The sequence below is a fragment of the Serratia sp. PAMC26656 genome, from assembly GCF_016469055.2.
GTDB lineage: Bacteria > Pseudomonadota > Gammaproteobacteria > Enterobacterales > Enterobacteriaceae > Serratia > Serratia plymuthica.
In genome coordinates, this window is the sequence record NZ_CP150485.1 from 62,044 (window position 1) to 87,333 (window position 25,290).

General features: G+C 51.5%; 29 protein-coding genes and 1 pseudogene. 10 read left to right on the forward strand and 20 right to left on the reverse strand.

The genetic code is table 11. The features are described 5' to 3' along the window. Positions 1 to 55: 55 nt before the first annotated feature. Positions 56 to 1,699 carry a ShlB/FhaC/HecB family hemolysin secretion/activation protein gene (locus JEM67_RS00320; RefSeq protein WP_233527571.1) on the reverse strand — a complete coding sequence of 548 codons (1,644 nt, stop codon included), beginning with the start codon at positions 1,697 to 1,699 and terminating at the stop codon, positions 56 to 58. A 200-nt stretch (positions 1,700 to 1,899) separates the two neighbouring features. Between JEM67_RS00320 and JEM67_RS00325 the strand changes: the two genes are divergently transcribed. Next, positions 1,900 to 2,193, forward strand: a complete 294-nt coding sequence (locus JEM67_RS00325) for a hypothetical protein (RefSeq protein ID WP_199634969.1) — start codon at positions 1,900 to 1,902, stop codon at positions 2,191 to 2,193. A 125-nt stretch (positions 2,194 to 2,318) separates the two neighbouring features. On the opposite strand, the gene JEM67_RS00330 is transcribed toward JEM67_RS00325, so the two are convergent. Then, positions 2,319 to 2,561, reverse strand: coding sequence for a DUF4113 domain-containing protein (locus tag JEM67_RS00330; protein ID WP_199634970.1), 243 nt, complete (start codon positions 2,559 to 2,561; stop codon positions 2,319 to 2,321). Between the two features lie 199 nt (positions 2,562 to 2,760). Between JEM67_RS00330 and JEM67_RS00335 the strand changes: the two genes are divergently transcribed. Next, the gene (locus JEM67_RS00335; RefSeq protein ID WP_199634971.1) at positions 2,761 to 3,069 is read left to right on the forward strand and encodes a hypothetical protein; all 309 of its coding nucleotides are present in this window, start codon (positions 2,761 to 2,763) and stop codon (positions 3,067 to 3,069) included. A gap of 31 nt (positions 3,070 to 3,100) precedes the next feature. Here JEM67_RS00335 and JEM67_RS00340 read toward each other — a convergent pair whose 3' ends face one another. The 10 genes from JEM67_RS00340 to JEM67_RS00385 all read right to left on the reverse strand — a co-directional run bounded on the left by JEM67_RS00340 (position 3,101) and on the right by JEM67_RS00385 (position 9,891). Beyond that, positions 3,101 to 4,426, reverse strand: coding sequence for a hypothetical protein (locus JEM67_RS00340; protein ID WP_199634972.1), 1,326 nt, complete (start codon positions 4,424 to 4,426; stop codon positions 3,101 to 3,103). Between the two features lie 64 nt (positions 4,427 to 4,490). Continuing rightward, positions 4,491 to 4,817 carry a hypothetical protein gene (locus tag JEM67_RS00345; RefSeq protein WP_199634973.1) on the reverse strand — a complete coding sequence of 109 codons (327 nt, stop codon included), beginning with the start codon at positions 4,815 to 4,817 and terminating at the stop codon, positions 4,491 to 4,493. 14 nt (positions 4,818 to 4,831) lie between these two features. Then, positions 4,832 to 5,233 (reverse strand): hypothetical protein, encoded by a 402-nt coding sequence (locus tag JEM67_RS00350; protein ID WP_199634974.1) that lies wholly within the window; start codon positions 5,231 to 5,233, stop codon positions 4,832 to 4,834. Further along, positions 5,234 to 6,388 carry a ParB/RepB/Spo0J family partition protein gene (locus JEM67_RS00355; RefSeq protein WP_199634975.1) on the reverse strand — a complete coding sequence of 385 codons (1,155 nt, stop codon included), beginning with the start codon at positions 6,386 to 6,388 and terminating at the stop codon, positions 5,234 to 5,236. 4 nt (positions 6,389 to 6,392) lie between these two features. After that, positions 6,393 to 7,235, reverse strand: a complete 843-nt coding sequence (locus JEM67_RS00360) for a ParA family protein (RefSeq protein WP_199634976.1) — start codon at positions 7,233 to 7,235, stop codon at positions 6,393 to 6,395. Positions 7,236 to 7,283: 48 nt separating this feature from the next. Continuing rightward, positions 7,284 to 7,625 (reverse strand): single-stranded DNA-binding protein, encoded by a 342-nt coding sequence (locus JEM67_RS00365; RefSeq protein WP_199634977.1) that lies wholly within the window; start codon positions 7,623 to 7,625, stop codon positions 7,284 to 7,286. A 246-nt stretch (positions 7,626 to 7,871) separates the two neighbouring features. After that, complete coding sequence (locus JEM67_RS00370; RefSeq protein ID WP_199634978.1) at positions 7,872 to 8,540, reverse strand: hypothetical protein; 669 nt, start codon at positions 8,538 to 8,540, stop codon at positions 7,872 to 7,874. A 90-nt stretch (positions 8,541 to 8,630) separates the two neighbouring features. Then, positions 8,631 to 9,425 carry a tyrosine-type recombinase/integrase gene (locus tag JEM67_RS00375; protein ID WP_199634979.1) on the reverse strand — a complete coding sequence of 265 codons (795 nt, stop codon included), beginning with the start codon at positions 9,423 to 9,425 and terminating at the stop codon, positions 8,631 to 8,633. Between the two features lies 1 nt (position 9,426). Next, positions 9,427 to 9,618, reverse strand: coding sequence for a hypothetical protein (locus JEM67_RS00380; RefSeq protein ID WP_199634980.1), 192 nt, complete (start codon positions 9,616 to 9,618; stop codon positions 9,427 to 9,429). A gap of 45 nt (positions 9,619 to 9,663) precedes the next feature. Then, positions 9,664 to 9,891 carry a hypothetical protein gene (locus JEM67_RS00385; RefSeq protein ID WP_199634981.1) on the reverse strand — a complete coding sequence of 76 codons (228 nt, stop codon included), beginning with the start codon at positions 9,889 to 9,891 and terminating at the stop codon, positions 9,664 to 9,666. Positions 9,892 to 11,488: 1,597 nt separating this feature from the next. Here JEM67_RS00385 and JEM67_RS00390 point away from each other — a divergent pair. Beyond that, positions 11,489 to 13,297, forward strand: coding sequence for a colicin-like pore-forming protein (locus JEM67_RS00390; RefSeq protein ID WP_199634982.1), 1,809 nt, complete (start codon positions 11,489 to 11,491; stop codon positions 13,295 to 13,297). 24 nt (positions 13,298 to 13,321) lie between these two features. Here JEM67_RS00390 and JEM67_RS00395 read toward each other — a convergent pair whose 3' ends face one another. Together JEM67_RS00395 and JEM67_RS00400 are read right to left on the reverse strand one after the other, a co-directional pair. Next, a complete protein-coding gene (locus JEM67_RS00395) occupies positions 13,322 to 13,810 on the reverse strand; it encodes a hypothetical protein (RefSeq protein ID WP_426406330.1) in 489 nt (162 codons plus the stop codon). Positions 13,811 to 13,917: 107 nt separating this feature from the next. Further along, positions 13,918 to 14,214: a hypothetical protein gene (locus tag JEM67_RS00400; RefSeq protein WP_199634984.1), complete on the reverse strand. Its 297-nt coding sequence runs from the start codon at positions 14,212 to 14,214 to the stop codon at positions 13,918 to 13,920. A 582-nt stretch (positions 14,215 to 14,796) separates the two neighbouring features. Between JEM67_RS00400 and JEM67_RS00405 the strand changes: the two genes are divergently transcribed. From JEM67_RS00405 to JEM67_RS00415, 3 genes are read left to right on the forward strand one after another with little or no spacing between them, the layout of a single operon-like run. Continuing rightward, on the forward strand, positions 14,797 to 15,516 hold the full coding sequence (locus JEM67_RS00405) for a DNA-binding protein (RefSeq protein WP_370576132.1): 720 nt from the start codon (positions 14,797 to 14,799) through the stop codon (positions 15,514 to 15,516). Beyond that, positions 15,513 to 16,121: a hypothetical protein gene (locus JEM67_RS00410; RefSeq protein WP_199635068.1), complete on the forward strand. Its 609-nt coding sequence runs from the start codon at positions 15,513 to 15,515 to the stop codon at positions 16,119 to 16,121. Before JEM67_RS00405 ends, JEM67_RS00410 begins: the two co-directional genes overlap by 4 nt. Then, positions 16,118 to 17,044, forward strand: a complete 927-nt coding sequence (locus JEM67_RS00415) for a hypothetical protein (protein WP_199634985.1) — start codon at positions 16,118 to 16,120, stop codon at positions 17,042 to 17,044. The genes JEM67_RS00410 and JEM67_RS00415 overlap by 4 nt, the downstream gene beginning before the upstream one ends. Positions 17,045 to 17,118: 74 nt before the next feature. Here JEM67_RS00415 and JEM67_RS00420 read toward each other — a convergent pair whose 3' ends face one another. Together JEM67_RS00420 and JEM67_RS00425 are read right to left on the reverse strand one after the other, a co-directional pair. Beyond that, the gene (locus JEM67_RS00420) at positions 17,119 to 17,961 is read right to left on the reverse strand and encodes a GIY-YIG nuclease family protein (protein WP_199634986.1); all 843 of its coding nucleotides are present in this window, start codon (positions 17,959 to 17,961) and stop codon (positions 17,119 to 17,121) included. Between the two features lie 111 nt (positions 17,962 to 18,072). Then, the gene (locus tag JEM67_RS00425; RefSeq protein WP_199634987.1) at positions 18,073 to 19,206 is read right to left on the reverse strand and encodes a DUF3800 domain-containing protein; all 1,134 of its coding nucleotides are present in this window, start codon (positions 19,204 to 19,206) and stop codon (positions 18,073 to 18,075) included. 287 nt (positions 19,207 to 19,493) lie between these two features. On the opposite strand from JEM67_RS00425, the gene JEM67_RS00430 reads away from it, so the two are divergent. The 4 genes and pseudogenes from JEM67_RS00430 (at position 19,494) to JEM67_RS00445 (ending at position 21,976) form a co-directional block, all read left to right on the forward strand. Then, positions 19,494 to 19,745 carry a hypothetical protein gene (locus tag JEM67_RS00430; RefSeq protein WP_199634988.1) on the forward strand — a complete coding sequence of 84 codons (252 nt, stop codon included), beginning with the start codon at positions 19,494 to 19,496 and terminating at the stop codon, positions 19,743 to 19,745. Then, complete coding sequence (locus JEM67_RS00435; RefSeq protein ID WP_199634989.1) at positions 19,742 to 20,332, forward strand: hypothetical protein; 591 nt, start codon at positions 19,742 to 19,744, stop codon at positions 20,330 to 20,332. Before JEM67_RS00430 ends, JEM67_RS00435 begins: the two co-directional genes overlap by 4 nt. A gap of 35 nt (positions 20,333 to 20,367) precedes the next feature. Then, a pseudogene (locus JEM67_RS00440) lies at positions 20,368 to 20,586 on the forward strand (IS91 family transposase); the annotation flags it as partial. 586 nt (positions 20,587 to 21,172) lie between these two features. Next, on the forward strand, positions 21,173 to 21,976 hold the full coding sequence (locus JEM67_RS00445) for a hypothetical protein (RefSeq protein ID WP_199634991.1): 804 nt from the start codon (positions 21,173 to 21,175) through the stop codon (positions 21,974 to 21,976). Between the two features lie 37 nt (positions 21,977 to 22,013). Here the strand turns inward: JEM67_RS00445 and JEM67_RS00450 are convergent, their stop codons facing one another. The 4 genes from JEM67_RS00450 to JEM67_RS00465 all read right to left on the reverse strand — a co-directional run bounded on the left by JEM67_RS00450 (position 22,014) and on the right by JEM67_RS00465 (position 25,261). Next, positions 22,014 to 22,655 carry a hypothetical protein gene (locus JEM67_RS00450; RefSeq protein WP_233527580.1) on the reverse strand — a complete coding sequence of 214 codons (642 nt, stop codon included), beginning with the start codon at positions 22,653 to 22,655 and terminating at the stop codon, positions 22,014 to 22,016. Between the two features lie 447 nt (positions 22,656 to 23,102). Continuing rightward, complete coding sequence (locus JEM67_RS00455) at positions 23,103 to 24,452, reverse strand: PTS ascorbate transporter subunit IIC (RefSeq protein WP_199634993.1); 1,350 nt, start codon at positions 24,450 to 24,452, stop codon at positions 23,103 to 23,105. A gap of 41 nt (positions 24,453 to 24,493) precedes the next feature. Next, positions 24,494 to 24,766 carry a PTS sugar transporter subunit IIB gene (locus JEM67_RS00460; protein ID WP_199634994.1) on the reverse strand — a complete coding sequence of 91 codons (273 nt, stop codon included), beginning with the start codon at positions 24,764 to 24,766 and terminating at the stop codon, positions 24,494 to 24,496. Positions 24,767 to 24,808: 42 nt separating this feature from the next. Next, positions 24,809 to 25,261, reverse strand: a complete 453-nt coding sequence (locus JEM67_RS00465) for a PTS sugar transporter subunit IIA (RefSeq protein WP_199634995.1) — start codon at positions 25,259 to 25,261, stop codon at positions 24,809 to 24,811. Positions 25,262 to 25,290 lie beyond the last annotated feature (29 nt).

The window sequence follows — 25,290 nt, forward strand, 5'->3', positions numbered from 1 at the left end:
CGTTATTGATCCAGGGCCTCACGGCCCGTGCCATGTGTGAGCGATGTCATTCTTCTTACAGAGTAACGGTAGCTTGCCAGTACGCCACCCAGCGGTCCGGCTGCAGACTGGCGGGGTAAAGCAGCGGTTTGCCGACGGTGAACGACTGGTTGAACCACTGGTTGTTCATCGCCAGCCCCAGCGAGGCACCGGCCATGCTACCTCCGTCCACCTGATGCGGCTCGCTGCGCAGCCAGCCGCCGTCCAGCGCACTGGTCAGCGACATATCGCCAATGACCGGCACAGTGCCGAGTTGCCAGTTGAGTTCGTTACGCCAGAAGGCACCACGGTTGCCGGTCAGGTATTGCTCCTTGAAGCCGCGAACCGAATACTGCCCGCCAACGGAGACGCGCTCGCTGGAGTACAGGTTATCCGGCGTAGTTTGCCCGTAGGCTGATGTCAGGTAGTACAAAGAGGGAGTCAGAGGATAGAAGTAACTGGCGCTGAGGCTGAGTTTGCGAAACTCGCTGCGCGGCGCATTGGTATGCTCCGGGTCATCCGTGGTGGCACCCAACATCCGTAGGCCGTGGCTTACCGTCGGGTTCAGCGTCAGATAGCCGCGCCCGGCGACCGCGCTATAATTCCCGCCGAGGCTAAATACGCTGAGCGTCGGGCTGCTGATAGCCAGACGTTCACCCGCCAGTTGGTTCTCTGTACGCCTGCGCGTCAGCCCTATGTCGACAGAAAACTTGCGCGTACCGTCCCGCAACAGCGTGCGGTTGGCACCCAAACGCTGGGTTTGACTATTTCCCTTATAGCGGTAAGCGTCGCCATTGAACGGCACGTTCTGGAAAAAATCATTCCAGGCATATTGATAACTGAATAGCCAGTAGCCGTAGGGCAAGGTCACGCCGCCGTTGAGGCTGCGGCTGCGATGGCTATGGCTGAAATCGCTGTTACGTGCCGCAGAAAATGACCACTGTTCGGCAAGGCGCAACGGACTATCCAACGTCATGCCGGCATTCATCTGCCCGGTGCCGATGCTTTTCTGGCCGCTGTTGTCTGCACCAAAAGAAAGTGCAACGGGCAAACGCGCGGAGCTGCGCCGCAATACCACGTTTGAATAACCAGAATGCGCTCCAGGCTGGATATCGATGGCGACCTGCTGTGAAGGCAACCGGTTGAGCTGTTCCATGCCCTGCTCGATATCACGCAGGTTGAGCACACTGCCGACACTACCGGGAAACGCCATTTTCAGCGCCAGGCTTTCCTGTCCATCCAGATTGATACCTTCAATACGCCCCTCACTGACGGCTACGGTCAGTTCACCGCCGGCGATATCCTGTCCCGGCAGCCAGGCCTGCGACATGACATAGCCTCGCGTGATATAGGCGTTGGTGGTCTCCCGCACCAGATTATTGATGCGGGATAGCGTCAGGCAGCGGCCTTGATAGGGTTTTGCCAGTTTTTCTTTCACCGACCAGGAGAGGTGTTCCGCCCCCTGAAATACAATGCGTTGCACGTTGTGGCAGGTTTCCTCGCCCGCACTCGCCACAGGCAGCGGTAATGCAGGCAACGCGACATTGTTTTGCAGTGCTTCACGCTGCTGCTGTGCCTGCTCCAACAAATCCTTCTGTCGGCGCTCGATAATATCCTGGTCGGCAGGGTTAAGGATCGATGCCGCCTGGGCCAGGCCAGACAGCCCCAGACAGGTAACCAATAGCCAACTCTCCTTGTTGATATGCAAATGAGACTCACTAGTATTAAGCTATATTAGTTGCAAAGTGTAAGTATTTGTCAGCGAAAGTCTAGCGGTTTATTTTTGATCAATCATGAAATGGACGTTAATTGTGATCGTCATCCTGGCTCTGTTACTTGTTGCCGTGTATGGCTTTTTTTATCGGATACCGGTATTGGACTATGACATACAGTGATCCGGCGGAAAAACAGGCATGCCTTGCCTACTCGAAAGAGAAAGTGGCCACGGTGATCCTGAACGACAGGTTGGCGCCCAAGAGTGAAATAACCACATTCACTCAGGCGGAGGCGTTGTCTCATCTGAAAGGCATTGAATTACTCTTGTCCGGCATCGAGCGCAATGGCGAGGTGTGGATGGCTCCCTTCCAACAAGATGCCCATCATTATCTCGGGATATTGGATTGCAACGCGCTGACAGTCGAATACAGCGTCGTTCCAACGGCGCGACGTGGATAAAGAGTCCCAAGAGGAATGCGATCCGTTTGCTATCATAAACAGCCGTCTCGGGGAGCCTGCGCCGGAACCGCCGAAATTTCCGATATAGTAGTTCGTAAACGGGAACCCGCTAAAATTTTGATTTTCTATTTAAGACGAACGACAGGTACGTCCGCCAGCCGTGTGGTCCAGGCCGGTGACAGCCGCTGACGTTTCATTTTCCAACCGTCTGCCCGGTCGGGAATGCCCTGCCCGGCAAACCACACCAGTGCCCGACCGTCCTGATTGGTGCGCTCAAGATCGCCATTCGGGTAAACGCCCAGAAAGCCGAACTTATCTCCCCTGCCCCGCCTGGCGGCACAAAATCCCCTATTTCGTGGCTCTTGCAACTGACCGGCATACTACATCTTGTGTCGGTGCCGGAATGCCCCTGTCCCGGGTCTTGGTAATAACGCCGCTGGCCAGTGCAGTGAAATCGGTTAAACTTCCATTAGTAACGATTTAACCGAAGGTCGGTCCGGGCCAGAATAATTATTGTGAGCGATCACCTGGCGCGGATACGGCAAAATAGACGCAGAAAGACACTGATTGCGGATAAAGAAAAAATGCGCCCTGTTCGAATTTTTGTGGAACACCGGCGCGCGTATCAACGAGGCGCTTGCCGTGCGACCGGCTGACGTAGAGTTTGATGCATCGCCGGCATTCGTGACGCTGCGCCCCCTCAAGCAACGGCTACACCCCAAAGTGGGACGGCCGAAGGTGGTGATACCGAAAGTCCCCGGTAAAAAAGAACAGCCTGAGCAAAAGCTGGTACGCGTGGTGTCACCGGTGAAGCGCACGGTGGCATTAGATGATGCGCCCTTTGCCACCCGGCTACATGACCATATTCACACCTAACAGCATCTTTCTACGCAGCGCTTAAACCTTATTAGAGATGTGTAATACGGCCATACAAATACCGGGCAAAGGCATCAGACTTGGCCGCCGGCTCTGGCCAATACGGTGGATCTTTAAGTAAGCGGCCCAACGTTGACATACCTTCATGCTGATTGGCCTTGCGCTCAACATAATCGTCATCGGTATATCCCATCGTTTCAATCACAAGCTCCGTGGTTCTCATCCTTCCAGGATGGGTAACCGTCAACATGAAATCCGGGAGAACATACCCTTCATCCTGGTCGACGGTCACCTTGATATCGAAGAGGGGCTTGTTCAGGGCTATCTCATAGCCTGAACTCCGCAACCATTTACCTGCTGTTATGATGGAAACAATGGTTGCCCGCTCAAGATTGCTGTCGACCGGTACCGGGCAGGTATAATCGTAGAGCGCATGAGCGTAAGCATCGCGACAAACCACCGTACCGGTGTCATTGCGCTGGTACATCAGGATCACCCAATACTTTTCGCGGTGGCCATCGGTTTCGCCGTTGATGCTTACTCGCTTTTCCGGTCGGAATACCGTGGAACCATATTGGTTGGTGAAAACCACCTCCTCCTGGGTGACCTGTTCCGAGAAAAGAATTTGGTAGAAGGTCCGTGCTCGCCCAGCTGGCCATGCTTTACCGTCGGTTTCCAGCTCGTGCATACGGGCATCAAGACGGTTTTGTTTCAACCACGGATCAAAGAAGATAATCTCGCTAAGGGGCCGCCCTTGGGCAAAGTGTTCCAACTCAGTGACCAACTTCACCGCGTCGAGCGCCTGCTTTTTCGTTCTTGTCGTTTGCGGGTACACCGGGTTGATCCGGTTTAACTCAGCCGCATCAATCAGGCTCAGTAACAAACGTGCAAGCGCCGGCACTCGGCGCCGACTGATTTTGTCGGTACCCTGATTATCCGTATTGGTCGGTACCGAAATTCGCGCACCATGATCATCTCGCGGCAGGAAAGACCGAAAATCAATACGCATGACACCGGCGTTCTTTCGGCTGCCGCCGGGGCCAGTATTGTCATCGTCGCGTTTTGATCGGTGCAGTGGGCAATCAGTGTGGTGTTCGCCGCTGAAATTTACCAAGAATATTGAGCCATCGAGATTTCTGGCCGTGTTGAGCGGACGATCTTCCACCGAACCTTTGCAATCGCACGCCAGCCATAAATCCTGATCCCGCATGGATCTGAGTACCGTTTCAGCCATTTGCTTTTCAGCCAGGGAATGTACTCGCCCCTGGCCACACACATTGCCTACAGCAAGAGCTTCTTCTGCAGATAACTCACGGAACAGCCGTCCACGTGGAGCTTTCTTAGTCACCAGTCTCAAACGGACCTCCTTTTACACGCTACTTATCCTCAGTAAAGTTTCGCATGCGAAACTTCGTATGATGTCACCCTCGGCGATGCAACAGCAAAACAGACGACGTCAACCGATAGTAAGGTATGGACCACGGCCCATTACGTAAGCTGGATAAAATTGGACTTTCCGCTTTAGTATCCCAATACAGAATGCTGATAATCCCCTGCTCTTCCAGTCGTCGCGCGACAGTCGCGACGTTGGTTTCCGCTATCCCGGTTCGCGTCACTACCTCCCGTTTTTCCAATTCCGTGTTTCCTTGATCATAGGCATCAAGCAAGCAGGCCAGTACGACACCGGCGTAACTGCGGCGGCCGGTTTTTGACAATGCCTCTTCCACTTCTGAAAACGTCTTTATCACTTTTTTTTCCTGTCTCAGTATCTCGCGGCTTCTTCTAAGGCCGCACAGATCCAGCCTGCAGCGATCTCCTTATCCATTCCATCCGGCAACTGCTCCAGTACCGGTACAAGTTCCTCGGCATTCACCGTCATGACAAATAACGTTGCGAACGCGGCCCACTCCGAATGCGCAGCCGGACGCCAACCATCATTGAGCAACAGGGCCAACGCGCTCTGCATAGCCCACCGTGGCGTTTCCTTGTTTTTTGTATTGCCCAGCAAACGCCGCTCACGGTCTCGCAGAAAGCCATATTGAGTGGCAGTGGCAACCAACACGTCCGCCGCTTCGGCAGACGTGAAATTGGTGCGCATAACCCATGTTTTAACAATGGCTGATAAAAACTGCTCAGCCAGGTCATCAAAAAGAGGTTTGATCATTCACACCACTTTGATACCCAGGATAGAGATGTCGGCCGCATCGATGCACATCGTGCCGATCGGCAGCTCAACCCACACCTGCCCGAACTCGTCAGGAATTTTGTCAGTGACCAGGTACCCTTCACTATCTTCGAACTTCACCAGGACTCGGGCAACCTTGAGCTTCCGAGCCTCATAGTCGGTTCCCCCTGCTGCCGGCTGCCCGGTTTGACCTGCTGGTGATGGCGTAACGCCGTTAGCAATACCGGAATCAGACACTGACGACTGCGGCTCAGGCTTCAGCTGAGATGTTTCGCTGCTGTTGCTGTCTCCGGTCAACGCTGTGCCGGCAGTTTTCGATTCAGTCGGGAGTACTGGTGGTTCTTTTTTCGGCGGTTTGTCCTTGAGGATATTCAGCTCTTTGATTGCCGCTTGTCGTGTCAACTTCCCGTCGCGCACCAATTTGGCCAGCTTATCAACACTATCGGGATTGATATCGTTGATTTGACACAATGTGTAAGCCAGGTCAACGTCTTTGGTTACCTTGTCTTTCAGCAGCGCGATGACTGACGCCGGCGCCTCAATCAGCCGCATGTGTTTGCTGATGAACGTTTTGGGCTTGCCCAAGATTTTGGCCATCGCTTCCTGCGTTACTCCATGAACATCACGAAGAACCTGCAGCTGAATTGCTGTCGCCAGGGGTTTCAGCCCAGACTGGTGCAAGTTTTCGATCAACTGGCCAATGATACGTTCTTTGTCGCTCTTTGGCGGAGGGCCGACATAGATATCGATATATTTATCCCCCCTCGCTTTGGCTGAGCGCCAGCGCGTTTCGCCCATCCAGATGCGATAGCCACGCTTGTCCCGAGGGAAACAGCGAGGTGGGGATAAGATGCCAAAACCGTCATAGGTTTGTTTCATCCCTTCAATGGTTTCTTCTTCAAAGTCTTCCTCGGGACGCACCTGCTCTATGGCATAGACCTCATCAATACCCACCCGAATGACTTGCCCGGCAGGCTCCTCCTGCTGTGTCCGGTTTACTTTCAGTTCCTGCTGATTCAGGTTTTCGTGTGGTAATGCCAGTTCCCGTTCCTGCACAGGGGTTTCAACCGTCGTTTGCGGGACAACAGTCTTTTCACGTTTTTCACGCATGTGAGCTTTAAAGTTTTTGGCCATCGAATCAGCCCCCTGTCCGTGCAATAATGGTGTCAACAAGCGCGTCGTACCGCGCGACCAATGGGCTAGTTGGCGCATATTCCTTCATGGTGAAGTTGAGCTCGATGGCTTCGCGCACTTTGGTTTGAACATAGGGGATGATCTCCAGCAGATGTTCCGGACCAAAACCATTCTCGTTCAGGATCTCCAACAGCATTTCGAGGTTCGCGGTATCGACGCCCGCATAGCGGCCATCAAAAGCGTCTTTTTTGTAGTTGACCACCGTCGCCTGAGTCACCACGATACCCAGCAGCTTCAGGTCCGGATTATAACGTTCCTTGATTTTTTTCAGGGTCCGCAGATGTTTTTCGGCGCCAAGGCGAGAGGTTTTCTCCAGCAACGTCGGGACCAGCAAATAGTCCGCCACCAGGTGATTGGCCATCAATAAGTTTGACCAGACCGGTGATGAGTCGATGAGGATGTAATCAAACTGTTCACGCAGCTCCGCGAAGCGCGTCCGAAAATCATAGATACAATCGGAATTGCGGTTGTTGATATCGTTCAACTCCTCCGTTGCCCCCATGAACCCACGCCCATCAGATAGCCTCAATGGCTCAAAAGGTTCGTCACCATAGATACGGTTTACGTGTGCCATGCCTGGTGTCAGAACACGGCCTGATGGATTGGCATCAATTTCCAGTGGCAATCCGTCCGGGAATTGGCGCGACGTCAACGCACTCATCCAATCGCCGTCAATAGCACAGGTCCGGTAGCTACGGCGCTGCAGTTCAGCAGCAATTTCAGTTGTGGCGAAGGTTTTGCCAATGCCCCCTTTCTGGGAGCAGATCGTGATTACTTTTGCAGTCATCTCTAAAATCCTCTTCAAAAGTTTCGCATGCGAAACTGAGACTGTTACTTAGTGGCCGTGCCCAGCTCTGCTCGACTCTTGTTCTCTGCGTTGCTTACCTGACGTCACAAATTCCACCAAAGTCGCCTGAAAACGGTAACCATGATGGTTAACTCCATCACTTTCATAAATGGTATTGGTAATGATGAAATCGACCGACACGGTGTCTCCAACAAGACAGTTGTCGGCAATGTGCTTAGCTGCAGCATCAAATGCAATGAACTCAATTTTGGTCTGGTTGTTGTTCCGTTTTCTCAGCTCAGCAACAGTGAACCGACAGTATCGGGTTTCGTCCTTAACCACCACAACGGGTTGGGTGATCAGTCTGCCTACAAGTGCGTTATGCTGCATATGACATGCACCTGTGAGTATGGCGTTACACCGGAAAGCTGATGGCGGCCTTCCGCCCTCAGTCATAGTAGAGTACATCACAGGATTTAATATATCAACACAGATACAATAAAGTGTACTGGAAATAGTGCGTAAGTTTCGCATGCGAAACTATGAGATTTCAGTAGGGAAAGGGGCCAACTGATCCGACATAAGAGATGAGTTTCCAGGAAGCCGTTAAAAGGTGCTAAACATCCGATAGGGCGCTCACTGATCCCCCATGACTATATCCTCAGCATTTTGTGCTCGCTGCGATGCCCATTCCCGCTTTTTTTCTTCAATATCCTCGATTACCCGAAGCATGACAGGTACGGGTAAAAATCTCTCGGAATCAAGCCGGCTCGTTGGTAGAGCACATACCAGGCGAAGTGCCTCTGAATACCGAGCTGCAGATAATCCTAATTGAGCATACTCAAGCCGCCGTTCTGTAAACCAGGCGACTTGAAAAGGGTGATCTTCTGGGTCCCATGCGTTGCTGAAACGGGAAATGGCCTCTGATTGTTTTAACGGAAGGCTGCGTATGTCGTACATCAGGTTGGTAGGTACCACCTTCCAGTTACCTTTTATAATAGACAGGTCAAGTATGGGCTCTTTACGTGTTGGCTCGAATTCCCTTGTTCCTTCGTGATATTCCCCAGAATCTTGAGAAACATTGGCACAACGAACAGCAAAGCCTTCTAGCAGACAAGTCAGCTCTATACCGATAAAAGCCAATTCCTGTTGTCGAGTTTCTTCTCTGAGTTCAACGTTCTGCAGGTGCTTCTGCCGTTCTCTGTACAGTGCGGACTGGTGATTAATAAATCCTCCGCCAATGATACCGAGCAGGCCACTAAACGCTGAGACGATAGGAACAATCCAGCTATTATCAAAAACCATCGCTGCTCCTGCTGATTTTCAGTTCTTCAGCACCCCTTTCTGGCCACGAAATTCTTTCGTGGCCAGAAAGGGGTCAACAAGCAAAGCGCGTTAGCTTCGCTCCAAATAACCGGTACCTGAGGCTCGAACCATATCGAGAGAGTCCTGTGCCGGCAGTGAAAACTGTACCTGGTGACTGGCCACAATATCGAGCGCAAAAACACGGGTATAAACTTCGGTACTCTCCGGTTTCTCGTGGCCCAGCAACCCTTGCAGCACTTTCAGAGGGGTACCTTGGTAGATCATATGCATGGCATAACTGTGACGGAATACATGCGGAGTAATTGGGATACTAAAGCGAATGCCATCACGCCGTGCCTGATTTTCAGCTTTTGTCAGCCAGTTGCGTACAGTACGGTCAGTCACTTGCCAGATAGGCAGTGGTGTCCGTTCCCCCGTTTCGGGATTGATCTCAAACTGCTCTTTTGTACTGGCAAACAGGCGACGTAACTCGTCAACAAATAACGGATCGGTAAGGGGGACGATACGGTGCGCAGACTTGCCTTTCTTTGGTCGTCCAGGGCCTGCACGTCGCTGTTTGGCTGTCCGGTAGATAACATGGGGCATGGTCACATTGAGACGAAAATCCCTGCGACATGCCGCCAGAGCTTCATTGATGCGCGCTCCGGTATTCCACAGCAGATTGACAAACGCATGCTGTGACCACTCCTCGATGTAGTGCAGCTGCGCGGCTACCTCTGGCGCCAGCAAGTATTTAGGCAGGTCATCATACGTCATGGCCATCTGACGTAACTCAAGCGCACGTTGGTAGTCCTGAGGCGCAATCATCTGTGACGACTGATTAACGCTTCCTGATGTGGGGTAGTGAATAAGGAGTTTACTCATATTACTTTAGGTTTTGCCATGCAGCCGCAGTTCTGATTTTTGCTATTTCTTGCCAGCATAACGACTCGAGATCATCATCCTGCAGCCATTCAGCAAAGTTGAGGATCGCGTGAACCAGGTTGCTTTTGAACATTAACTCATCAACCTTTTCATATCCCAGTAATGCCAATGCTTCACTCAGGCGTGTAGTCATGGAAATCCCCTCAAAGTTTCGCATGCGAAACTTGCATGGTAAAAATCACACAGAAGGCTGGTTCTGCCCATCGATAAGATCCGCGACAAGAGCCCGTAAACGTTCATTCTCTTCCAAAAGCGCCAGAACCGTTTGAGGGGAGATAGCGTCTAGATAATCCTTTATTACTTCCTTAGCTTCTGGCGTACTCTTTCCTCGGTTTGCCAATGCAGCTTTCGCCACAAATGTCATTCTGACTCGCACCTCGTGAGTTAACTCCGTCCTGTCGCTCATGCTCCGTTCCGCCATATTAAAATGAGTTAAAAGTTTCGCATGCGAAACTATGCTCGTAACTGCCGCCTTCGGAGTGTCAGAAAACAAAACCAAGACCGCCCAAGCGCAAGCTCAAATGTTCCACATCGTTATACCCATCAGAGTGAGAGTGCCGCTGCACTGAGCGGCCCAAGGTACCATACGTGTTTCCATCTACGCTCTTCGATGCATTCGACAATCAGTACAATTGAATAGCCGGCAGCTACCATTTCCCCCCTATAACCAACATCATCCACAGCTCTAATCCACCCGAATTAAACATAGTCTCTCCTTGGTTAGGCTAATGGCCATCGATGCAAGAATATCCCGCCAGAACTAAGGTTGCGTATGCGAAACTGATTATCCCTATCTAACGTGGTGAGTTACAGCCAGGAACCCGCCACCCAGAACCACAATACAAAACATCCCATGCCTGCGACATACGCCGCCCCCAAGGTTTTCCATCAACGTACTGGTATAAACGCCATAGAAACGTGAATAAAAAAACCGCATATCACAAAAATGCCTGTGTATACCAACATAGACCAGATGTCTAAATTTCCTGTGTAAGCTTCTATACTGGACATGACGCCTCTATTTTAATGCTTGGTTTCAACCAACCACATCGGTTCCTGAATACTCAAAACATCGCTTCATCGAGTTTCGCATGCGAAACTTCCATTCACCGAGGCTACCGGCAGGCTTACACAGCAACCGCCATAGAAAACAGAACACATCGCATAAATTATTATATCAACATGGATATTATAATTAATATTGCACCAGTTCGAATCCGGTAACGAGAAGACAAAACTTCTAACGGCAGGCCACAGTGAGCGCAGACAAAGAGTTTCGCATGCGAAACTTTGCCTAGATCGCGCTACGTAAAATCTTCCTGCACTACGCCCCACGAAGGCGCTCAGATTTTACGTAGCGCAATTTAGTGGATTTTCACTCAGAAATTCGCATTTCAACCGACACCGATCGTCCGTGGTGTAAATTATCGCCGCCGGACGGGCAGGGCGCACGGAAAATAATTCGTGCCGGTGATCGGTCAGCCTATCCATTTTGTTTCCGACTTCTGGAATTATGCCAGAAAACGGAAGCAAATAATCGACACCGGCACGCAACGCGGGGGAGGGGATCTGGGTAGCAAACACAACATGCAGTGGCTATAGTTAAGGAATAACACCCGCATCTTGTGCCTGCGGGGCAGGGCAGGGGGCTTGCCGGAAAATACAGAAAGCGGAAACCCCGATCCCCTATCGATGAAAGCAGCTCGCCCAGCCCAAAAAGCCAGCCCCCTTGCCGTCATCCTCATCCAGGGATGAGAAAAGCCCTTGTCACCACGTTCATAAAACCCCCGTATTGATTCTGGTTGTTCATTTTAATGGTGTGCCATAAACCCCACAGTCGGCTCACCTATATCTGTCATTGTCGTGCGCGTATTATCTCAATCAGACATAACGCGAGTAAAATTATGCCTGGCGAGTCACCTGTCATGTTGATATCAATATTCGATCATGACGGGATGGTTTAATAAATTATATTAATTCAAATAATACGATGAGGAAAAAATATGGGCGGATTTAACTATGGTGGTAAAGGTGATGGCTCCGGCTGGAGTTCGGAAAATGGCACGGGGACTGAACCGGGGGGGGGCTCTCACGGTAATGGTGGCGGTGACAATTCCAGTAATGGAAACGGTGCAAATAATGGCTCTCACAGCGATCCGTATATTCGCGATAAAAATGGCGTAGCGGTAGGAATTAAACCCGGTTATCACGCGGTACCCGATAATCCGGTGACGAATGAATCCAGTGGGAATCATATTGTGATTGGTAGTGGCGTACACGCTGAACCTGATGAACCTTCTCCTAACGATAAAGGCAATGGTGGAAATGGGGGGGGCGCGAATGGCCAACCCGGTAGCGGCGTTTTCTTTAATGGATTGCCTGGTCATCCTAATGTTGCTGATGGTGGGCAGTTATGGGGAGATAATAGTGATAAACACAAATATTATTCGATTGTTGAGAATAATATGTATTCCGTGATTGTTGATAATAAGGGTGATATTAAAGGTACCTTCTTCGAGTCGGGGCATGAGAGTGGAAATACGTCTGCCCGTAATGAACAGAAAGATAAGGCGTGGCAGCAGGTTTGGCGTTATTTAAACGAGAAGAAACAGGCAGAGGAAAAAGCCGCGAAAGATGCCAAAGCAAAAGCTGATGCGGAAGCAGAGGCTAAACGAAAGGCAGAAGCTCAAAAGGCTGAAGCGCAACGTCGTGCGGATGAAGAAGCTAAACGTAAACAAGCTGAATGGGATGCACAAAATCAAGAGGCCGCAGCTCAGCGTCAAATTAATGAAGCGCAGCAGCATATTAACCAGGCGCAACAAGATAAAAATAATGCGGAACAACGCGCAACTGGACACGATGCATCTGCTAATAACTTACAGAATGAGCAAAATGCACTCCGTCAGGAGCAGCAGAGTGCTCAAGTGGATTTTGAGAGGCTTGTTGCAGCGGGGGCAATGAATCAGATCGGCAGTCCTCCCTTTAATCTAGCCAGATCTCTACAGAATAAGTCGAATTTAGCGAAAGCTAAGGCCGACGCAAAACAAGGCGATATTGATCGCGAACGTAATGCAGCCAACCAAAGCAGAAATGAAGCCAATCAGGCGCAGCAGCGATTAGATCAAGCCAACAGAGAAAAGATGGGGGCTGAAAACCGGCTAAACACCTTACGTGCAGAACGAAAGGCCCGGGAAGACGCGGAAGCTAAACGCAAGGCCGACGCAGAAGCCAAGCGTAAAGCTGAAGAAGCGAAAAAGAAAGAGGAGGATGCAATTAAAGATGCAGTCAGTAAAGTCGCTGACTTTTACAAAGAATTAGCATCAAAATATAGCGAAAAATTGGCTAAGGAAGCCAAAGAGCTAGCAGATACGGCAAAAGGAAGAACACTGCGAAATGCCAAAGATGCAATTAAGGCATTTGATAAATACAAAGACAACATTAATAAAAAGGTAAACCAAAAGGACAGAGAAGCTATCGCTAAGGCTCTAGAGTCGTTAAATAAAGAGCAGATAGCAAAACAGCTCGCGAATTTTGGTAAAGCTTTTGGCTTTGTGAGTGATGCAATCCAATGGAGTGGTTTTGTTAAAGGTGTGATAAAAGGTGTAAGAACGGGTGAGTGGAATGATGCGATAATCAGCGGCGAGAGCATTATTGTCGGAAAAGTGGCTTCTGCCCTGGTCGCCGTAGCCTTTAGTGCAATGGCTGTTACACCTATTGGTATTGTTGGGTTTGCTGTTATTATGGCCGTTGTGGGCTCCCTTATTACCGATGAAAACTTAAGCAATATGAATAGTCTCATCATGACCCTGTAAGAGTGAAAGCAAGGTCGGCTATTTTTAATGGTCGACCTTGGCGAAATAATAAACCAAGAAAAACAGGCCAATTGGCGGCATGGATAGCACAAGACAAATAACAAACCCCCAGTTAACCCAGTTAAACACCCCGGCCAACTGGCTAAATTTACTTTTAATAAAAAACAAAGTGAATGGAAACAGCGCTGACGCGGACACCCCAAATAAAACAAAGCACACCAACTCAGTCGTGGACAGCGTTGTCGTGTGATTTGCCATCATAAATAGCAATGAGTAAAAAAATAATGAATAAATTAAGTTTTTTGAATAAAACGGCAATGTCATATCAATAGCTCCTAAAAGATTACTGTATATAGCATGTTTGTGACATAGGCAAGCGAAAATGGACATTTGTCTCGGTAAGTTCATCGGCGTCATCCGGCCAGCGGAGCAGACATCCTTCGGCGGAGAGCTCGTAAAATGCACATTCACAGTCCAGGTCTTTAGTCTGGTATTCAGATTCAGTTTCGCCATCCGGCATCCGGTAGCGAAAATTGACAGTATCGAACATCCCCATACGGGGCTCCTTATCTTGTTGAGAAATCCCGTCCGCCATTTTTTACCTGCCAGCCTGAAATTGGTCAGTCGCAACCGAACAGAAAGAAATACCCTTTTGCTGTAGCCCCGTCAGTTAGGTCAATCTCTCCAATCTCAACTTCAAAATAAGTTCCTGACTGAGATGCTGACCAGTAGACCATTGACCAGCCGTAACTTTCCGGTACACATATTTTCTTGGCAACAATATCTCCGTTTTGATCAAGAATGAGATACTCCTTAAAGGTTTCCTCATCGTCATCGATAAGACGCTTTTTTGAAACAAGCGATACTGTTTTGTGGCCATCAGCGATGAGAGTATCAACCAGCTCCTCAAAACCCATCAATTATTCCTTTTCAGTGTAGTAGTCACTAATGGTAATTATGACGTGCGGCAGAACTGTATGCGCACAACCCTGAGTCAGTCACTCGCCTGAATATTTCTCGTCTTATCGTTTCAAATCGCAAACATCACCAATCTGATAATAAGCAGGAATATAACCACGCCATTAAATTACCGGATACCCGTCCCGACATGATCCGATTTTTCTACGTATTATGACTTTCCGGAAGTGTAGCACTGTCGGGGAACCCGCCACGCGGGGTTTTCGGCGGTGGTGTGCCTGGCCTCAGAAAGCGGGATGAACACAATATCTGGTAGTAAATGTAGCTATTAGAGCCACCACATGTTGTGGTGACCGGTGCCATAGGGGAGGGTAACGATCGGCAGATCCGGGACTACCAGAAAACGGATCTGACCGTGGAAAAGGACAACCTGTAGAGATGTACTGTATTGTATGTACGGTAAGTACATACTGTATTGTATATATTATTTGTATTTTGTGTATTGTGTATTGTGTATTGTGTATTGTGTATTGTGTATTGTGTATTGTGTATTGTGTATTGTGTATTGTGTATTGTGTATTATGTATTATGTATTATGTATTATGTATTATGTATTGTGTATTGTGTATTGTAGGATTTTTACGTCAGGAGTACGATGGCTGCATTACCTGAAAGACCGGAGCCTGACCATGACCCCACTCTCCCCGGACACCGTCCGCCGTATTGAAGACGCCGCCGCGGCCCTGATCGCCGCCGGCACCCCGAACCCGACCAACGAGCAGGTACGGGCGCACCTTGGCGGCGGCTCCCTGTCCCACATCTCCCCGGTGATGCGCGCGTTCCGCGCCCGCCTGCGCGAACAGCGTGCGGAGCAGGCGCCGGCGCTGCCGGCAGAGCTGATGCAGCTGCTGACCGGCCAACTGGGGCTGCTGTGGCAGGCGGCCGTGAAACAGGCCGACGCCGACACCCTGGCGGCGCGTGAGCAGGCCGACGCGGATATCGCCCTGGCTGACCAGGAGCGCGACGCCGCGCTGGCGACCGTGGCCCGGCTTGAGAGCGAGCTGGCGGTGCTGCGCGAGGTGGTGGCCGAGCGCGATCGCCTGCTGCAGGAGGTGCGCGAGCTGCGTGCCGAGGCCGGGCCGCTGCGTGAGCAGATCGCCCGGCTGACCGCCACCGGCGAGCACCAGGCAGCGCTGCTGCAGGAGACCAAGGCCGAGCTGAAAGGCGTGCGCGAGGAAACTCGCACCCTGCAGGCCGAGCTGCTGACGCTGGCGCGCGGCGACGGGAAGGTGAAGCCATGAGAGCGGAAACCGAGGCCCGCGTGAAGGCTTTCCGCCGGGCGCTGAAGCTGGCCGCCGGCGAACGTTCCGGTGAACCGGTACCGCGCCTCTGGCGCAACGATTTGAAGGCATTTCCGCGCGGCTGCTGTGAGCTGGCCAGCCAGACACTGGTCCGGTACCTGATGGATCACGACGACAAACTGTTTCCCTATGTCATCGCCCTGCGGTGGATTGAAAATGCAGTCGAACGTGGTCATGTCTTTGTCGCCCTGGACGGGGACTACATCGACCTGACGCTGGATCAGTTTGACGGGTATGACGACTGGATTGTGGCGGAGCCGGTAGAGTCCGGCGGACAGATAGGCGCCTTACTGCAGAAGGTTCGCAATCTGGAAGGCGCGATCACCACGCGTGAAGTGACTCTCGATGTCATTCCGGGTGACGGCCATCGACTGTATGGCTGGTTGAAGAAGACGGCTGACGGTCTGTTGGCAGCGGCAGGCCAGAACGTCAAACCTGAGCGTCCACCGGTACTGGTGTCCGGGGAGATCCAGCCGGCATACCGCGACTGGCCGAATACCCCGTACTCACCCTCCGCCGGCCACGGAGACTGCAGGGGGAAATGATGACACTGTTCAGCCGTATCAAGGGCAGGAAAGGCCGCGTTACGGGCACGGTACAACACACTGCCGATGTGATACCGATCCGCCCGAACGAGCCCGACGCGCCGGACGCAGGACGCATGAGGGTGCCGGCATGCTGGCGCAAAATAACCCGCGGGGCAGGGGATGTAGCCCTGACGGCCGTGATCAGTGCAGCGCTGACCTGCCTGGTACTTTTGGTGGGAGTCCTGCTGTTTGGCCTGGCAGAGACCGGCAGCGCCGCCGACTGGCTGGCCGTGGTGACCAACAGTATCGTGGCCGTCGGTGCGGTCGGGGCCTTCATCGTGGCGCGACGCTGGTTGCCGCAGCTGACGACACAGGAAGGCTATAAGGAGGCGATCCGACTGGTCAACGATCATTACATCTCGCTGAGTGAAGATAACCGATTGTTGGCGGATGCCAAGCAAGCAAAGGCATACTTTGATGTACTTCATGACGACGTCACAACCTACAATTACGGGGCGTATATGGAGGCTGTGGATCCACTGACGGATTCAACCAGCGCAGCAAAAACACGTCAGCACACGGTGGCGCGTATCGCGTTTCGCCTGAACACCTACGGTTTGCAATTTTCCGACCGTTACAAAACGCACCTGGAACACCTAGAAGCGGCTTTTCGGGACACCGTTCATGCGGCGGCCCAACTGGAGTCGCTTCTGAGTTCCGACCTAGACATTCTGCATCGGTATACGGGATTGGAAGGTGAAGACCCGCATATCAGCGGGAAAGTTGACGTATTGTGGGAGGAAAGGCACACGCTGAAAAGTGATGTCGATAAGACGTTCGAACGCCTGCAAACGCATTGGTACACGATGACCACTGCCCACGCGCGCATCTTCACCCACAAACCGGCCATCGGCGACCTGTTTGTGGTACGCCGGCGGTAGGGCAAATGAAAAGGCGCTGACGCTCGAACGGCCAGGCGGCGGGATAACCGGCGCCTGGCCGCAGCATCGGGCGGTCAGTTCCGGTTATGACCAAAGCGGCGCGTCAGCAACACCCGTTTCCAGTGCGCCTCACGCCGGTCAATCTCCCCCTCTTCGCAGTTCAACCCCATGACCTCAAGCACGGAAAATTTGACCTGTTCTAACCACGGGCCCGCGAGATCGCCGAATGCCTCCTTCAAGCCGGCATTGCCGCCATGCCCGGTTCGGAGGTAGCTCATCCAGCGTCCCCATAAGCCATCGGCGCCATCCGCCTTACCCACATACAGCTTCCCACCCTCCTCATCGGTCAGCAGGTATATCCCCTTGACGTCAGAAAGCGCGCGGATCCACGACCGGTTATCTTCCCGGAGGATCAACCCGAGTGTCCGCATGTCAATGCACACCTCCCGGTAGCCCGGAAAGCGGCCCAAGGTGCGGCGGGCCGGGGAGATGTCGGTGATCGCCAGATACGGGGCCACAGCCTCCCCCCGCCGGACAAACACGCGGGCATTGGCCGCCGGCGCCCGTGACACATGAAGCCGGCCGGCATACTCGCTGAGGGCAGTGACAGGCGCCAGCACATAGCGGTAATAGGCCTCATCACGCCCACTGACAGACTCCATCACGCACGGCAACTCACCGGTCTCATAGGTTCCGGCGTACATCCAGCGCAGCTTGTTCTCCGTCTGGATCAACGAAACCACATACGGGCGCCTGAATACCTTTTTCTTTTGCCAGCACTGCCATTCATCGAAAGTGCCGTGTTCAAACTCGGTCAACGGATCTTCGTCGTAGTCGTTTATCGACGCGAAATGGACGTGGCAACGATCGGGGATTAAATCGGGCAAAACGAGCGTCAGGTAGCTGAATAAATCCATATTATTTAAACCATTAAATGGACGGAGCAGATAAGCGCCGCCGAGTGTTTTCACTGTTCGACGGCGGCCGCCCGATCCTGCACCATGCGGGCGGCCAAGGGAGACGGACAGTCAGGGCTGGGAGGGTACAGGCACGCGATGTTGTAGACGCCGCGCTTCGTCGAACTCGATGAGCTCGCGCCCTTTTTGCATCATTTCTGCCGTCGGCGCCGGTAGGTTTCCAAAAAATTCCTTAAACCGGATACCGATCGATTTCAGCGAAACACTGTCCGTTCTGGCCGTTTTGAGGTTGGTGTAAACCAGGCGGGTGAGCGGTTTGGTCAGCTCTTTCTCTTCCATAAAACGCTTGAAGATCCACAGATAGATATCAACCAGCTCCAGCCCGGCACTCTGGGTACCGGACTGGAAGACCAGCGGTTTCTCCGGCATGTTCTTCATGTCCATCACCGGCAGGCCGGGCCCCAGCACCCACGGCTGCTCGCGGATCTGACGATAAAAGACGCCGAGCTCCCGTTGGGTGGTGTTGAACTGCGACTGCTGATCCACAATGATATTTGCCTTGCGGTTGGGCGCCCCCAGGCGGTAACAAATTCCGTGCAGGACGGACTGGAATCCAATCATGTTGGGCATGATCTGCAGCTTATCTTTGTTGGTTTTGCAGTTGTAGCTTAGATCATCAAAGTTGACCATCGCCCAGGACAGAGCATCGGTAATGATTTCAACTGATCGGGCGTCACCCAAAGTATCGACTCGCTGAAGCAACACACCACAGACCTCGCTGAAAAGCGCGGATGAACGTTCATTATTGGGCTCAAGGCGGGCGCGCCACGCTTTTTCTGCCAGCTCGTCATCAAAAAGATTTGCCAGATTCAGCAGCAACGGATAGCGCAGCGGAGTCCAGTAGGCCGTCCAGGGCACCACCCGGTTCATGCCCTGATCGAACACCTGATCAAAGAATGAAATGATGGCGTGATCGCGTTTGACCACCTGCCAGATATCAAACCGTATCCGGTGCTTCTTCTGCAGGATAAGCAGCGTATCAACCACCTCATCAAGGCGGTGTTTGCCCAGTTCTGCGGCATGCAGGCGTTGCACTCCCAGTCTCTTACGCAAAACAGCAAGCTTTGCTTCGGCAACCTTGTCCAGGTCATCCGGCGAGGAAAGCACACCGTAAGAAAGCACCGGCTGAGTGGGGTCAAAAAGGTTCGGGCCGGTATGGCCGGTTTCATCTACATAAAAGTGCATTCAAGATCCCTTTATCTGGCAGTCTGAAGCGAAACAATATTATTCACGCGAATGTAAAACCATCCAGTCATTGGGTGCAAGGGATCCGCTTATGCCGGAAATCGGATCTGCGCGGCGGAAAATCCGCAGATGATATGATAATTAAACAACATACATAAAATCACATCTAATATGATGTTTATCATTAATCGCAAAATCATATCTAATATGATGTTCACTCATTCAGTTTAAAATCATTCGTGATATGATTTTTTACTTACCGGACATTATCAGACTGAGCGTGCAGGATGGATCAGGAACAGAACTTTTCTCTCAGCTACGAACAACTGCTGAAGATCACCGAAGACGAAATTAAAAAATGTGAACTCGACGGCAGCAGTGAGTGGAATGCTCATCAGTGGATGAAAGCCGACGGCATTGTGCAGATGTGGCACATCTTTGCACTCCAGGGGTTGCCGAAAGACGCCGGATTTGACCGCGTGAAGGCTGACCTCGCGCAGCTGAAATCGCTCATCCGTCAGCGTCGGGGCAGAGCATGACAGCGGTAACCGCCCGCCGTCCGTCGCCGCTGCAGCGGCGGGTGCTGATTGTGCTGGCCGCTCTCAATGCGAAACGTCCGGGGCCGGTGGCGACGAAAGATATTGAGCGGCTGCTGGCGCAGGGCGGGGATGCCCCGGTCTACGGCAACAACCTGCGCGGCTCCTGCCGCCGCATGGAAGCCGCCGGCTGGCTGCGCACCCTGCGCAACAGAAGCTCACTGCAGCTGGCGGTTGAACTGACGGACGCGGGCCGGGCGGTGGCCACGCCGCTGCTGGCTGACGAACTGGCGGCCGCGCGCGAACAGCAGCGCCGGGACGACGTGCGCGTGCTGCCGGTTCGCCCGGCCGACACCCTGGCCGACCAGGAACTGGTGATCGCCGGCATTACCTATACCGCCTGCCGTGGGGCGTTTGTGGTGCGGCTCGACGGCCCCCCCTGCCTGCAGCTGTGGCTCTCGGATGGTACTCTCACGCGTGTTGAAGGGGATGCGCTGCAGGTCGCCGCGTGGTATCAGGCCGCCTATGATGCCGGACTACCGCTGAGAATACAGGTGAATGAAGGAAAGGGAAGGGAAGGTCAAAAATGAGAGAAACGGTACTGGCTCGCGTGAAGGCGTTTCCCCGGGCGCTGGAGATGACGGTACGGGAGAAACCGAAGCGGCCCGGGTTCGCGGTGCTGATGAAAAGTTTCCTGGGCACCGACCCATACCAGTGCATCCTCTGCAAAGGCTGGCTGCGTTTTGCCGGCGCCATGGCGGGCGAGCATGCCACCAAACTGCTGTCAGACAGGCTGCACCGGCTGGCAAAGAAACGATGGTTTCAGATCCCGTCTCTGGATTAGTACGCCTAAAAAATGGGTTTTAGATTAAAACGCCCCCGTAATGGTTATTTTTACCCATAAATCTGCACAGCCCCACGTCATCAGGGGCTGTTGTACGCCGACGTTCATGGCCAGTCGCTCCGAAAAAACGCGATCCAGATTCCTAACCATCGAGCGACGGGAAGTCAATATCTATGCCACGAAGGAAGACGAAGAAGAAGAGGAAAAACAACTGTATAACTGGCTCAAGCACACAGCTGACCGTCTCCTGACTGAATAGGGTAAAACAGGACAACATTCAACGAGCTAAGAAATCACATCGCTGAAAGGGGTGACGATGGCGCGGGGAAAAATGTTGGATTGAGGTCAATAAACCCAGAAAAAATTGTATTGTGACCATTATTTAATCGCCCTCATTTTAAAATAATCTACCCACCTTTTAATATCCCTAAAATTCCCGTTGTTGTGTGGTGTTCTCCACATCCTCCCAGCGGTGCTTTATATAAATCACAGGAATACACTCATTTCTATCCGGTTACTGCCTTCTTTTAAGTTTGGCGTTCGGATTAAACCATAACCTCGTTAACCTATTTAATAAGGAACTATCATGAGTGATCCAAATAGCGGTTCAGGCTGGGGTGTGAGCCATACACCTTATGGCGATGTGCGTAATTATAATCCTAATGAATTTGGCGGTAACGGCGGTTCAGGCGGGGGCAATGGCGGCAGCAATGGTGGGAATGAATCCGGCACAGGGGCTTATTCCGGCCGCTTTGATGTGGGCTCTCTATCTTCAGATGCTCCTAGTCTTGACACCTCAGAGCTAACAGCGATTTTTAACAACACGCTGCGTTGGGAGGGATTATCCCACAATATGTATGCCGATACATTGGGCAACGTGACCGTCGGGATCGGTTCGCTGTTGTCGACACCAGAAGCAGCAACGCGATTGGGCTTTCAAAACCGTCGAGTTACGCGTGCCCACGGTGACGAATTAGTAGGTTATGTGAATGCCTCTGACGCTGACATTCGTTCGGCTTATCAGGGCGTAAAAAATATATTTAATAACAAAACTCTATCCCAGCGCCAGAAGACGGTGCAATGGTCTGGAAGTGCAATGGTACTGAATGACGCAGAGATCGGCGCGCTGGCGGTTAAACACATTAACAGCGACCGAGCGGGTTTGCGGGGACTCTATGCTGGCTTTGACGGTTTTCCTGAAAACGCCAAAGTTGCCTTGCATGACATGGCTTATAACATGGGTATTACGCGATTGCGGGATCGCTTCCCGCGGTTTAACGATGCCGTTAACCGCCGTGACTGGGCTGCCGCTGCTGCGGAGTCTCACAGAACCACTGTCGGTGATGATCGAAACAATGCCACGCGGGATCAACTGCTAAACGCCCGCTAAGTGATACCTATCGCCCCCGGAAGCGGGGGCTTCATCATTATAGTGGCGTGTTCTCAGTGACGGGTATAACCGTCCAAACTTTGCCTTTCATGTCGTCGATACGGTAAGTGGACAATGTCCCTAACGTACCGCCGATCACCCCTGAACCTAGGGTGATGAACGTCAGTGACTGCCCCTGCGGGTTTTTGAATACCTGATATTGGCTTACGGCATAGGCAACCTGGTCCTTGTCCGACACCATCCGGTTCTCCTTCAACTTCAGACTTGGTGTCCATTCCTGCAGCGTTTTACCCTGTCCCTTGGCCTTGAGCTTCGTAACCTCATCATCCGAGACGGCCAGCGCTGTGCTGGCCGGCAAATGTGCCACCACTTGTTGAATACTCGGCACGGCAGAGCCAGTAATTGGCGCATACTGATGCTGAGTTACATAATTTTGAATGTTGCACTGGATCAGCGAGTCCTGGGCTTCGACATAATCGCGATTGGACAATCCGGTAATAGAAGCGATCTGCTGCTTATTTTCTTGCAAAGAAAGGTAGTCACCACACGTAGCCAGCGAATGGTTTTTACCATCAGCAGTCACCACCTGCAGAGGCTTTCCCTGGATGGATATGTCCTGCTCGGCAGCCAGAGCAGACGCAGAAACCAGCAGGACACAGCCGGCACCCAATACTTTCATTTTGTTCACGGTAACGCTCCCTAACATGACTGGTAAGATAGGACAACATTCAACAAGATAAGAATATCACATCACTGAAGGGGGGATGATGGCATGGGGCAAAATACTGGATGACGGTCAATCAACCCTAGCGTTAATCATAAGCAATTGATTTATTTAACATAATCCTCGTTATCTGTACTTTTTTAACATTTTCAATGTGTTATAAAATTAACTCCTGCCTCTAAATCCCACCACGCCGCTGAAGCTATACTTGGGGCAGTTTGGATATAGAGAATTATTAGACCAGGCTACAGGTAAGGCGCAGGATATATTCCGAAATACCAGACCGATAAACATCCCAGAAAGAATTTCCCTGCGCCTTATATAAGAAACCATGATAAACAAACATCTGACCGTGATAAGCTCGGGCCAGATGTTTATTATTTTATTGCAAAAGCTTGAGTGTTATTCAGTTACAACTTTCTTTTTACCTATAAAGTTATAAATAACCAGAACAGCAAATATACCGGTGATAGTGGCAGTAATCATGCCCGGATTCATAAATCTGGCCATATTACCCAGCACAATGCCCGCAACACCAAAGTCTGTATCAGAGAATGTTGTATTCGTCAGGCCGATAGCACCCAGTACCGGTAACAATGCAACAGGCAGGAACGTAATCAGGATCCCATGCGCAAAGGCACCAATAATTGCACCTCGTTTCCCCCCGGTGGCGTTACCGAAGACACCGGCTGTTGCACCACAGAAGAAGTGGGGAACCACGCCCGGCAGAATCAGAACCCATTTCAGCTGCCCCAGAATAAACAAGCCGACCAGCCCTCCCACAAAGCTGGAGATAAATCCTACCAGAACTGCATTTGGCGCATACGGGAAAACGATAGGACAGTCCAGTGCCGGTCGGGCATTTGGGACGAGTCTTTCTGAAAATCCGGTAAACGCCGGGACGATTTCAGCCAGAATTAACCGAACCCCCTGCAGAATAATGTAGACACCTGCAGCAAACGTGATGGCCTGAATAAACGAGTAAACCAGATAGTTTTGACCATTACTGAAATGGCTTTCAACATACTCCTTTCCGGCAGACACAGACAGAACGAGGTAAATCACCATCATGGTCAGCGAGATGGAGATGGTGCTGTCACGCAGAAAACTCAGGTTCTGCGGCATGTTCATTTCTTCGGTAGATTTTGAACCTTTACCGACGAGCGAACCGATCCAGCCTGACAGGACGTAACCCACCGTACCTGTATGAGCCAGTGCAACCTGGTCATTACCCACAATCTTACGCATATAAGGTTGCGCAATAGCCGGGAAGATAGCCATCATCATCCCGAGGGCTAGGGAGCCCGTGTAAATCAGCTGTACGCCTTCAAACCCTGCAACAGAGAGAATAATGGCAACCATACACGCCAGATAGAAGGTCACATGTCCGGATAAGTAGATATATTTTAAACGGGTAAATCTGGCCACAACGATATTGGCGGCCATACCAAAAGCCATAATCAGTGTCGTTGGCGCACCATATTTCTCCAGTGCAATTGATACCATGGCCTCGTTATTAGGAATGATCCCCTGAACATCAAACGCCTGTTTGAAAATATCCCCCAGGGGAGACAGTGAGCCCACAAGGACCGCTGCCCCACCGGACAAAACAAGGAAACCCAGAATGGTTTTAATCGTGCCTTTAATGACGTCAGGAAAAGATTTTTTCTGGGCGACCAGGCCAAACAGCGCCACCAGTCCGACCAGGATCGATGGGACCTTCATGACATCCACAATAAACTGAAAAAACATATTTACCTCCGCTGCAGGGTATTTTTCCAGACTGTTCTTAATTATTGCTGTTCAAAGTAGCCTTTTATTTTTTGTTCGACTTCATTCAGGTCAATGATGTTATTGATGACAATGACCTTGCTTTCCGGAAGATTTGCGCTGAATGCAATGTCTTTGCCCATCACAAAAACGTCCGCCAGATCAGGTGTGACTGAACCCAGGTCAGAATGATCGACCTCTGCAGTGATGTTGATTTTTTTGAGCACTTTTTTGATGTTCATTTCCATCATGAAGCTGCTCCCCAGACCTGCACCACATACCGCCATAATTTTCATAGTAAACCTCACACTGATTGATTGAGTTAAATAAACCGAACGTCATTTTTTGCTGAGTAAAAGCGCCTGCAGTTCGTCAGTACTTTGCACGGCGAACACCTTTTCCATCATGTCATCATCGGACAGGACTTCTGCAAGTTGAGAAATCATCTCAATATGACTGTTGCTGTCAGGGGCTGAAAACATGAATACAGCAACCACTGGACCATTTTCTTCAGAATCAAAGTTGACAGGCTCGCCGATTTTCAGCACAGACAGCCCCAGAGATAACGCACCCTGCTCTGGGCGGGCATGAGGCATGGCAATACCGGGCGCAATGACAAAATACGGGCCTGTTGCTTCTTTTTGTTGAATAATTGCGTCGATGTACGACTGTGAAATTGCGCCCTCATCCAGTAAAGGGCGACCGGCAAGCTGGATAGCGCTTTTCCAGTCAGATACCGACGAAACAAACTGCACTTTACTTTCATTTAACCAGCTAGATATCGCTGACATACTTTCTCCTTTTACTGTCTGATATATAT

Coding starts and splice junctions, on each gene's coding strand:
- JEM67_RS00325 (WP_199634969.1), top strand. CDS start 1,900: ATGACATACAGTGATCCGGCGGAAAAACAGGCATGCCTTGCCTACTCG.
- JEM67_RS00350 (WP_199634974.1), bottom strand. CDS start 5,233: ATGATCAAACCTCTTTTTGATGACCTGGCTGAGCAGTTTTTATCAGCC.
- JEM67_RS00355 (WP_199634975.1), bottom strand. CDS start 6,388: ATGGCCAAAAACTTTAAAGCTCACATGCGTGAAAAACGTGAAAAGACT.
- JEM67_RS00360 (WP_199634976.1), bottom strand. CDS start 7,235: ATGACTGCAAAAGTAATCACGATCTGCTCCCAGAAAGGGGGCATTGGC.
- JEM67_RS00365 (WP_199634977.1), bottom strand. CDS start 7,625: ATGCAGCATAACGCACTTGTAGGCAGACTGATCACCCAACCCGTTGTG.
- JEM67_RS00370 (WP_199634978.1), bottom strand. CDS start 8,540: ATGGTTTTTGATAATAGCTGGATTGTTCCTATCGTCTCAGCGTTTAGT.
- JEM67_RS00375 (WP_199634979.1), bottom strand. CDS start 9,425: ATGAGTAAACTCCTTATTCACTACCCCACATCAGGAAGCGTTAATCAG.
- JEM67_RS00380 (WP_199634980.1), bottom strand. CDS start 9,618: ATGACTACACGCCTGAGTGAAGCATTGGCATTACTGGGATATGAAAAG.
- JEM67_RS00385 (WP_199634981.1), bottom strand. CDS start 9,891: ATGAGCGACAGGACGGAGTTAACTCACGAGGTGCGAGTCAGAATGACA.
- JEM67_RS00390 (WP_199634982.1), top strand. CDS start 11,489: ATGGGCGGATTTAACTATGGTGGTAAAGGTGATGGCTCCGGCTGGAGT.
- JEM67_RS00395 (WP_426406330.1), bottom strand. CDS start 13,810: ATGGCGAAACTGAATCTGAATACCAGACTAAAGACCTGGACTGTGAAT.
- JEM67_RS00400 (WP_199634984.1), bottom strand. CDS start 14,214: ATGGGTTTTGAGGAGCTGGTTGATACTCTCATCGCTGATGGCCACAAA.
- JEM67_RS00405 (WP_370576132.1), top strand. CDS start 14,797: ATGTATTATGTATTATGTATTATGTATTATGTATTGTGTATTGTGTAT.
- JEM67_RS00410 (WP_199635068.1), top strand. CDS start 15,513: ATGAGAGCGGAAACCGAGGCCCGCGTGAAGGCTTTCCGCCGGGCGCTG.
- JEM67_RS00415 (WP_199634985.1), top strand. CDS start 16,118: ATGATGACACTGTTCAGCCGTATCAAGGGCAGGAAAGGCCGCGTTACG.
- JEM67_RS00420 (WP_199634986.1), bottom strand. CDS start 17,961: ATGGATTTATTCAGCTACCTGACGCTCGTTTTGCCCGATTTAATCCCC.
- JEM67_RS00425 (WP_199634987.1), bottom strand. CDS start 19,206: ATGCACTTTTATGTAGATGAAACCGGCCATACCGGCCCGAACCTTTTT.
- JEM67_RS00430 (WP_199634988.1), top strand. CDS start 19,494: ATGGATCAGGAACAGAACTTTTCTCTCAGCTACGAACAACTGCTGAAG.
- JEM67_RS00435 (WP_199634989.1), top strand. CDS start 19,742: ATGACAGCGGTAACCGCCCGCCGTCCGTCGCCGCTGCAGCGGCGGGTG.
- JEM67_RS00445 (WP_199634991.1), top strand. CDS start 21,173: ATGAGTGATCCAAATAGCGGTTCAGGCTGGGGTGTGAGCCATACACCT.
- JEM67_RS00450 (WP_233527580.1), bottom strand. CDS start 22,655: ATGAAAGTATTGGGTGCCGGCTGTGTCCTGCTGGTTTCTGCGTCTGCT.
- JEM67_RS00455 (WP_199634993.1), bottom strand. CDS start 24,452: ATGTTTTTTCAGTTTATTGTGGATGTCATGAAGGTCCCATCGATCCTG.
- JEM67_RS00460 (WP_199634994.1), bottom strand. CDS start 24,766: ATGAAAATTATGGCGGTATGTGGTGCAGGTCTGGGGAGCAGCTTCATG.
- JEM67_RS00465 (WP_199634995.1), bottom strand. CDS start 25,261: ATGTCAGCGATATCTAGCTGGTTAAATGAAAGTAAAGTGCAGTTTGTT.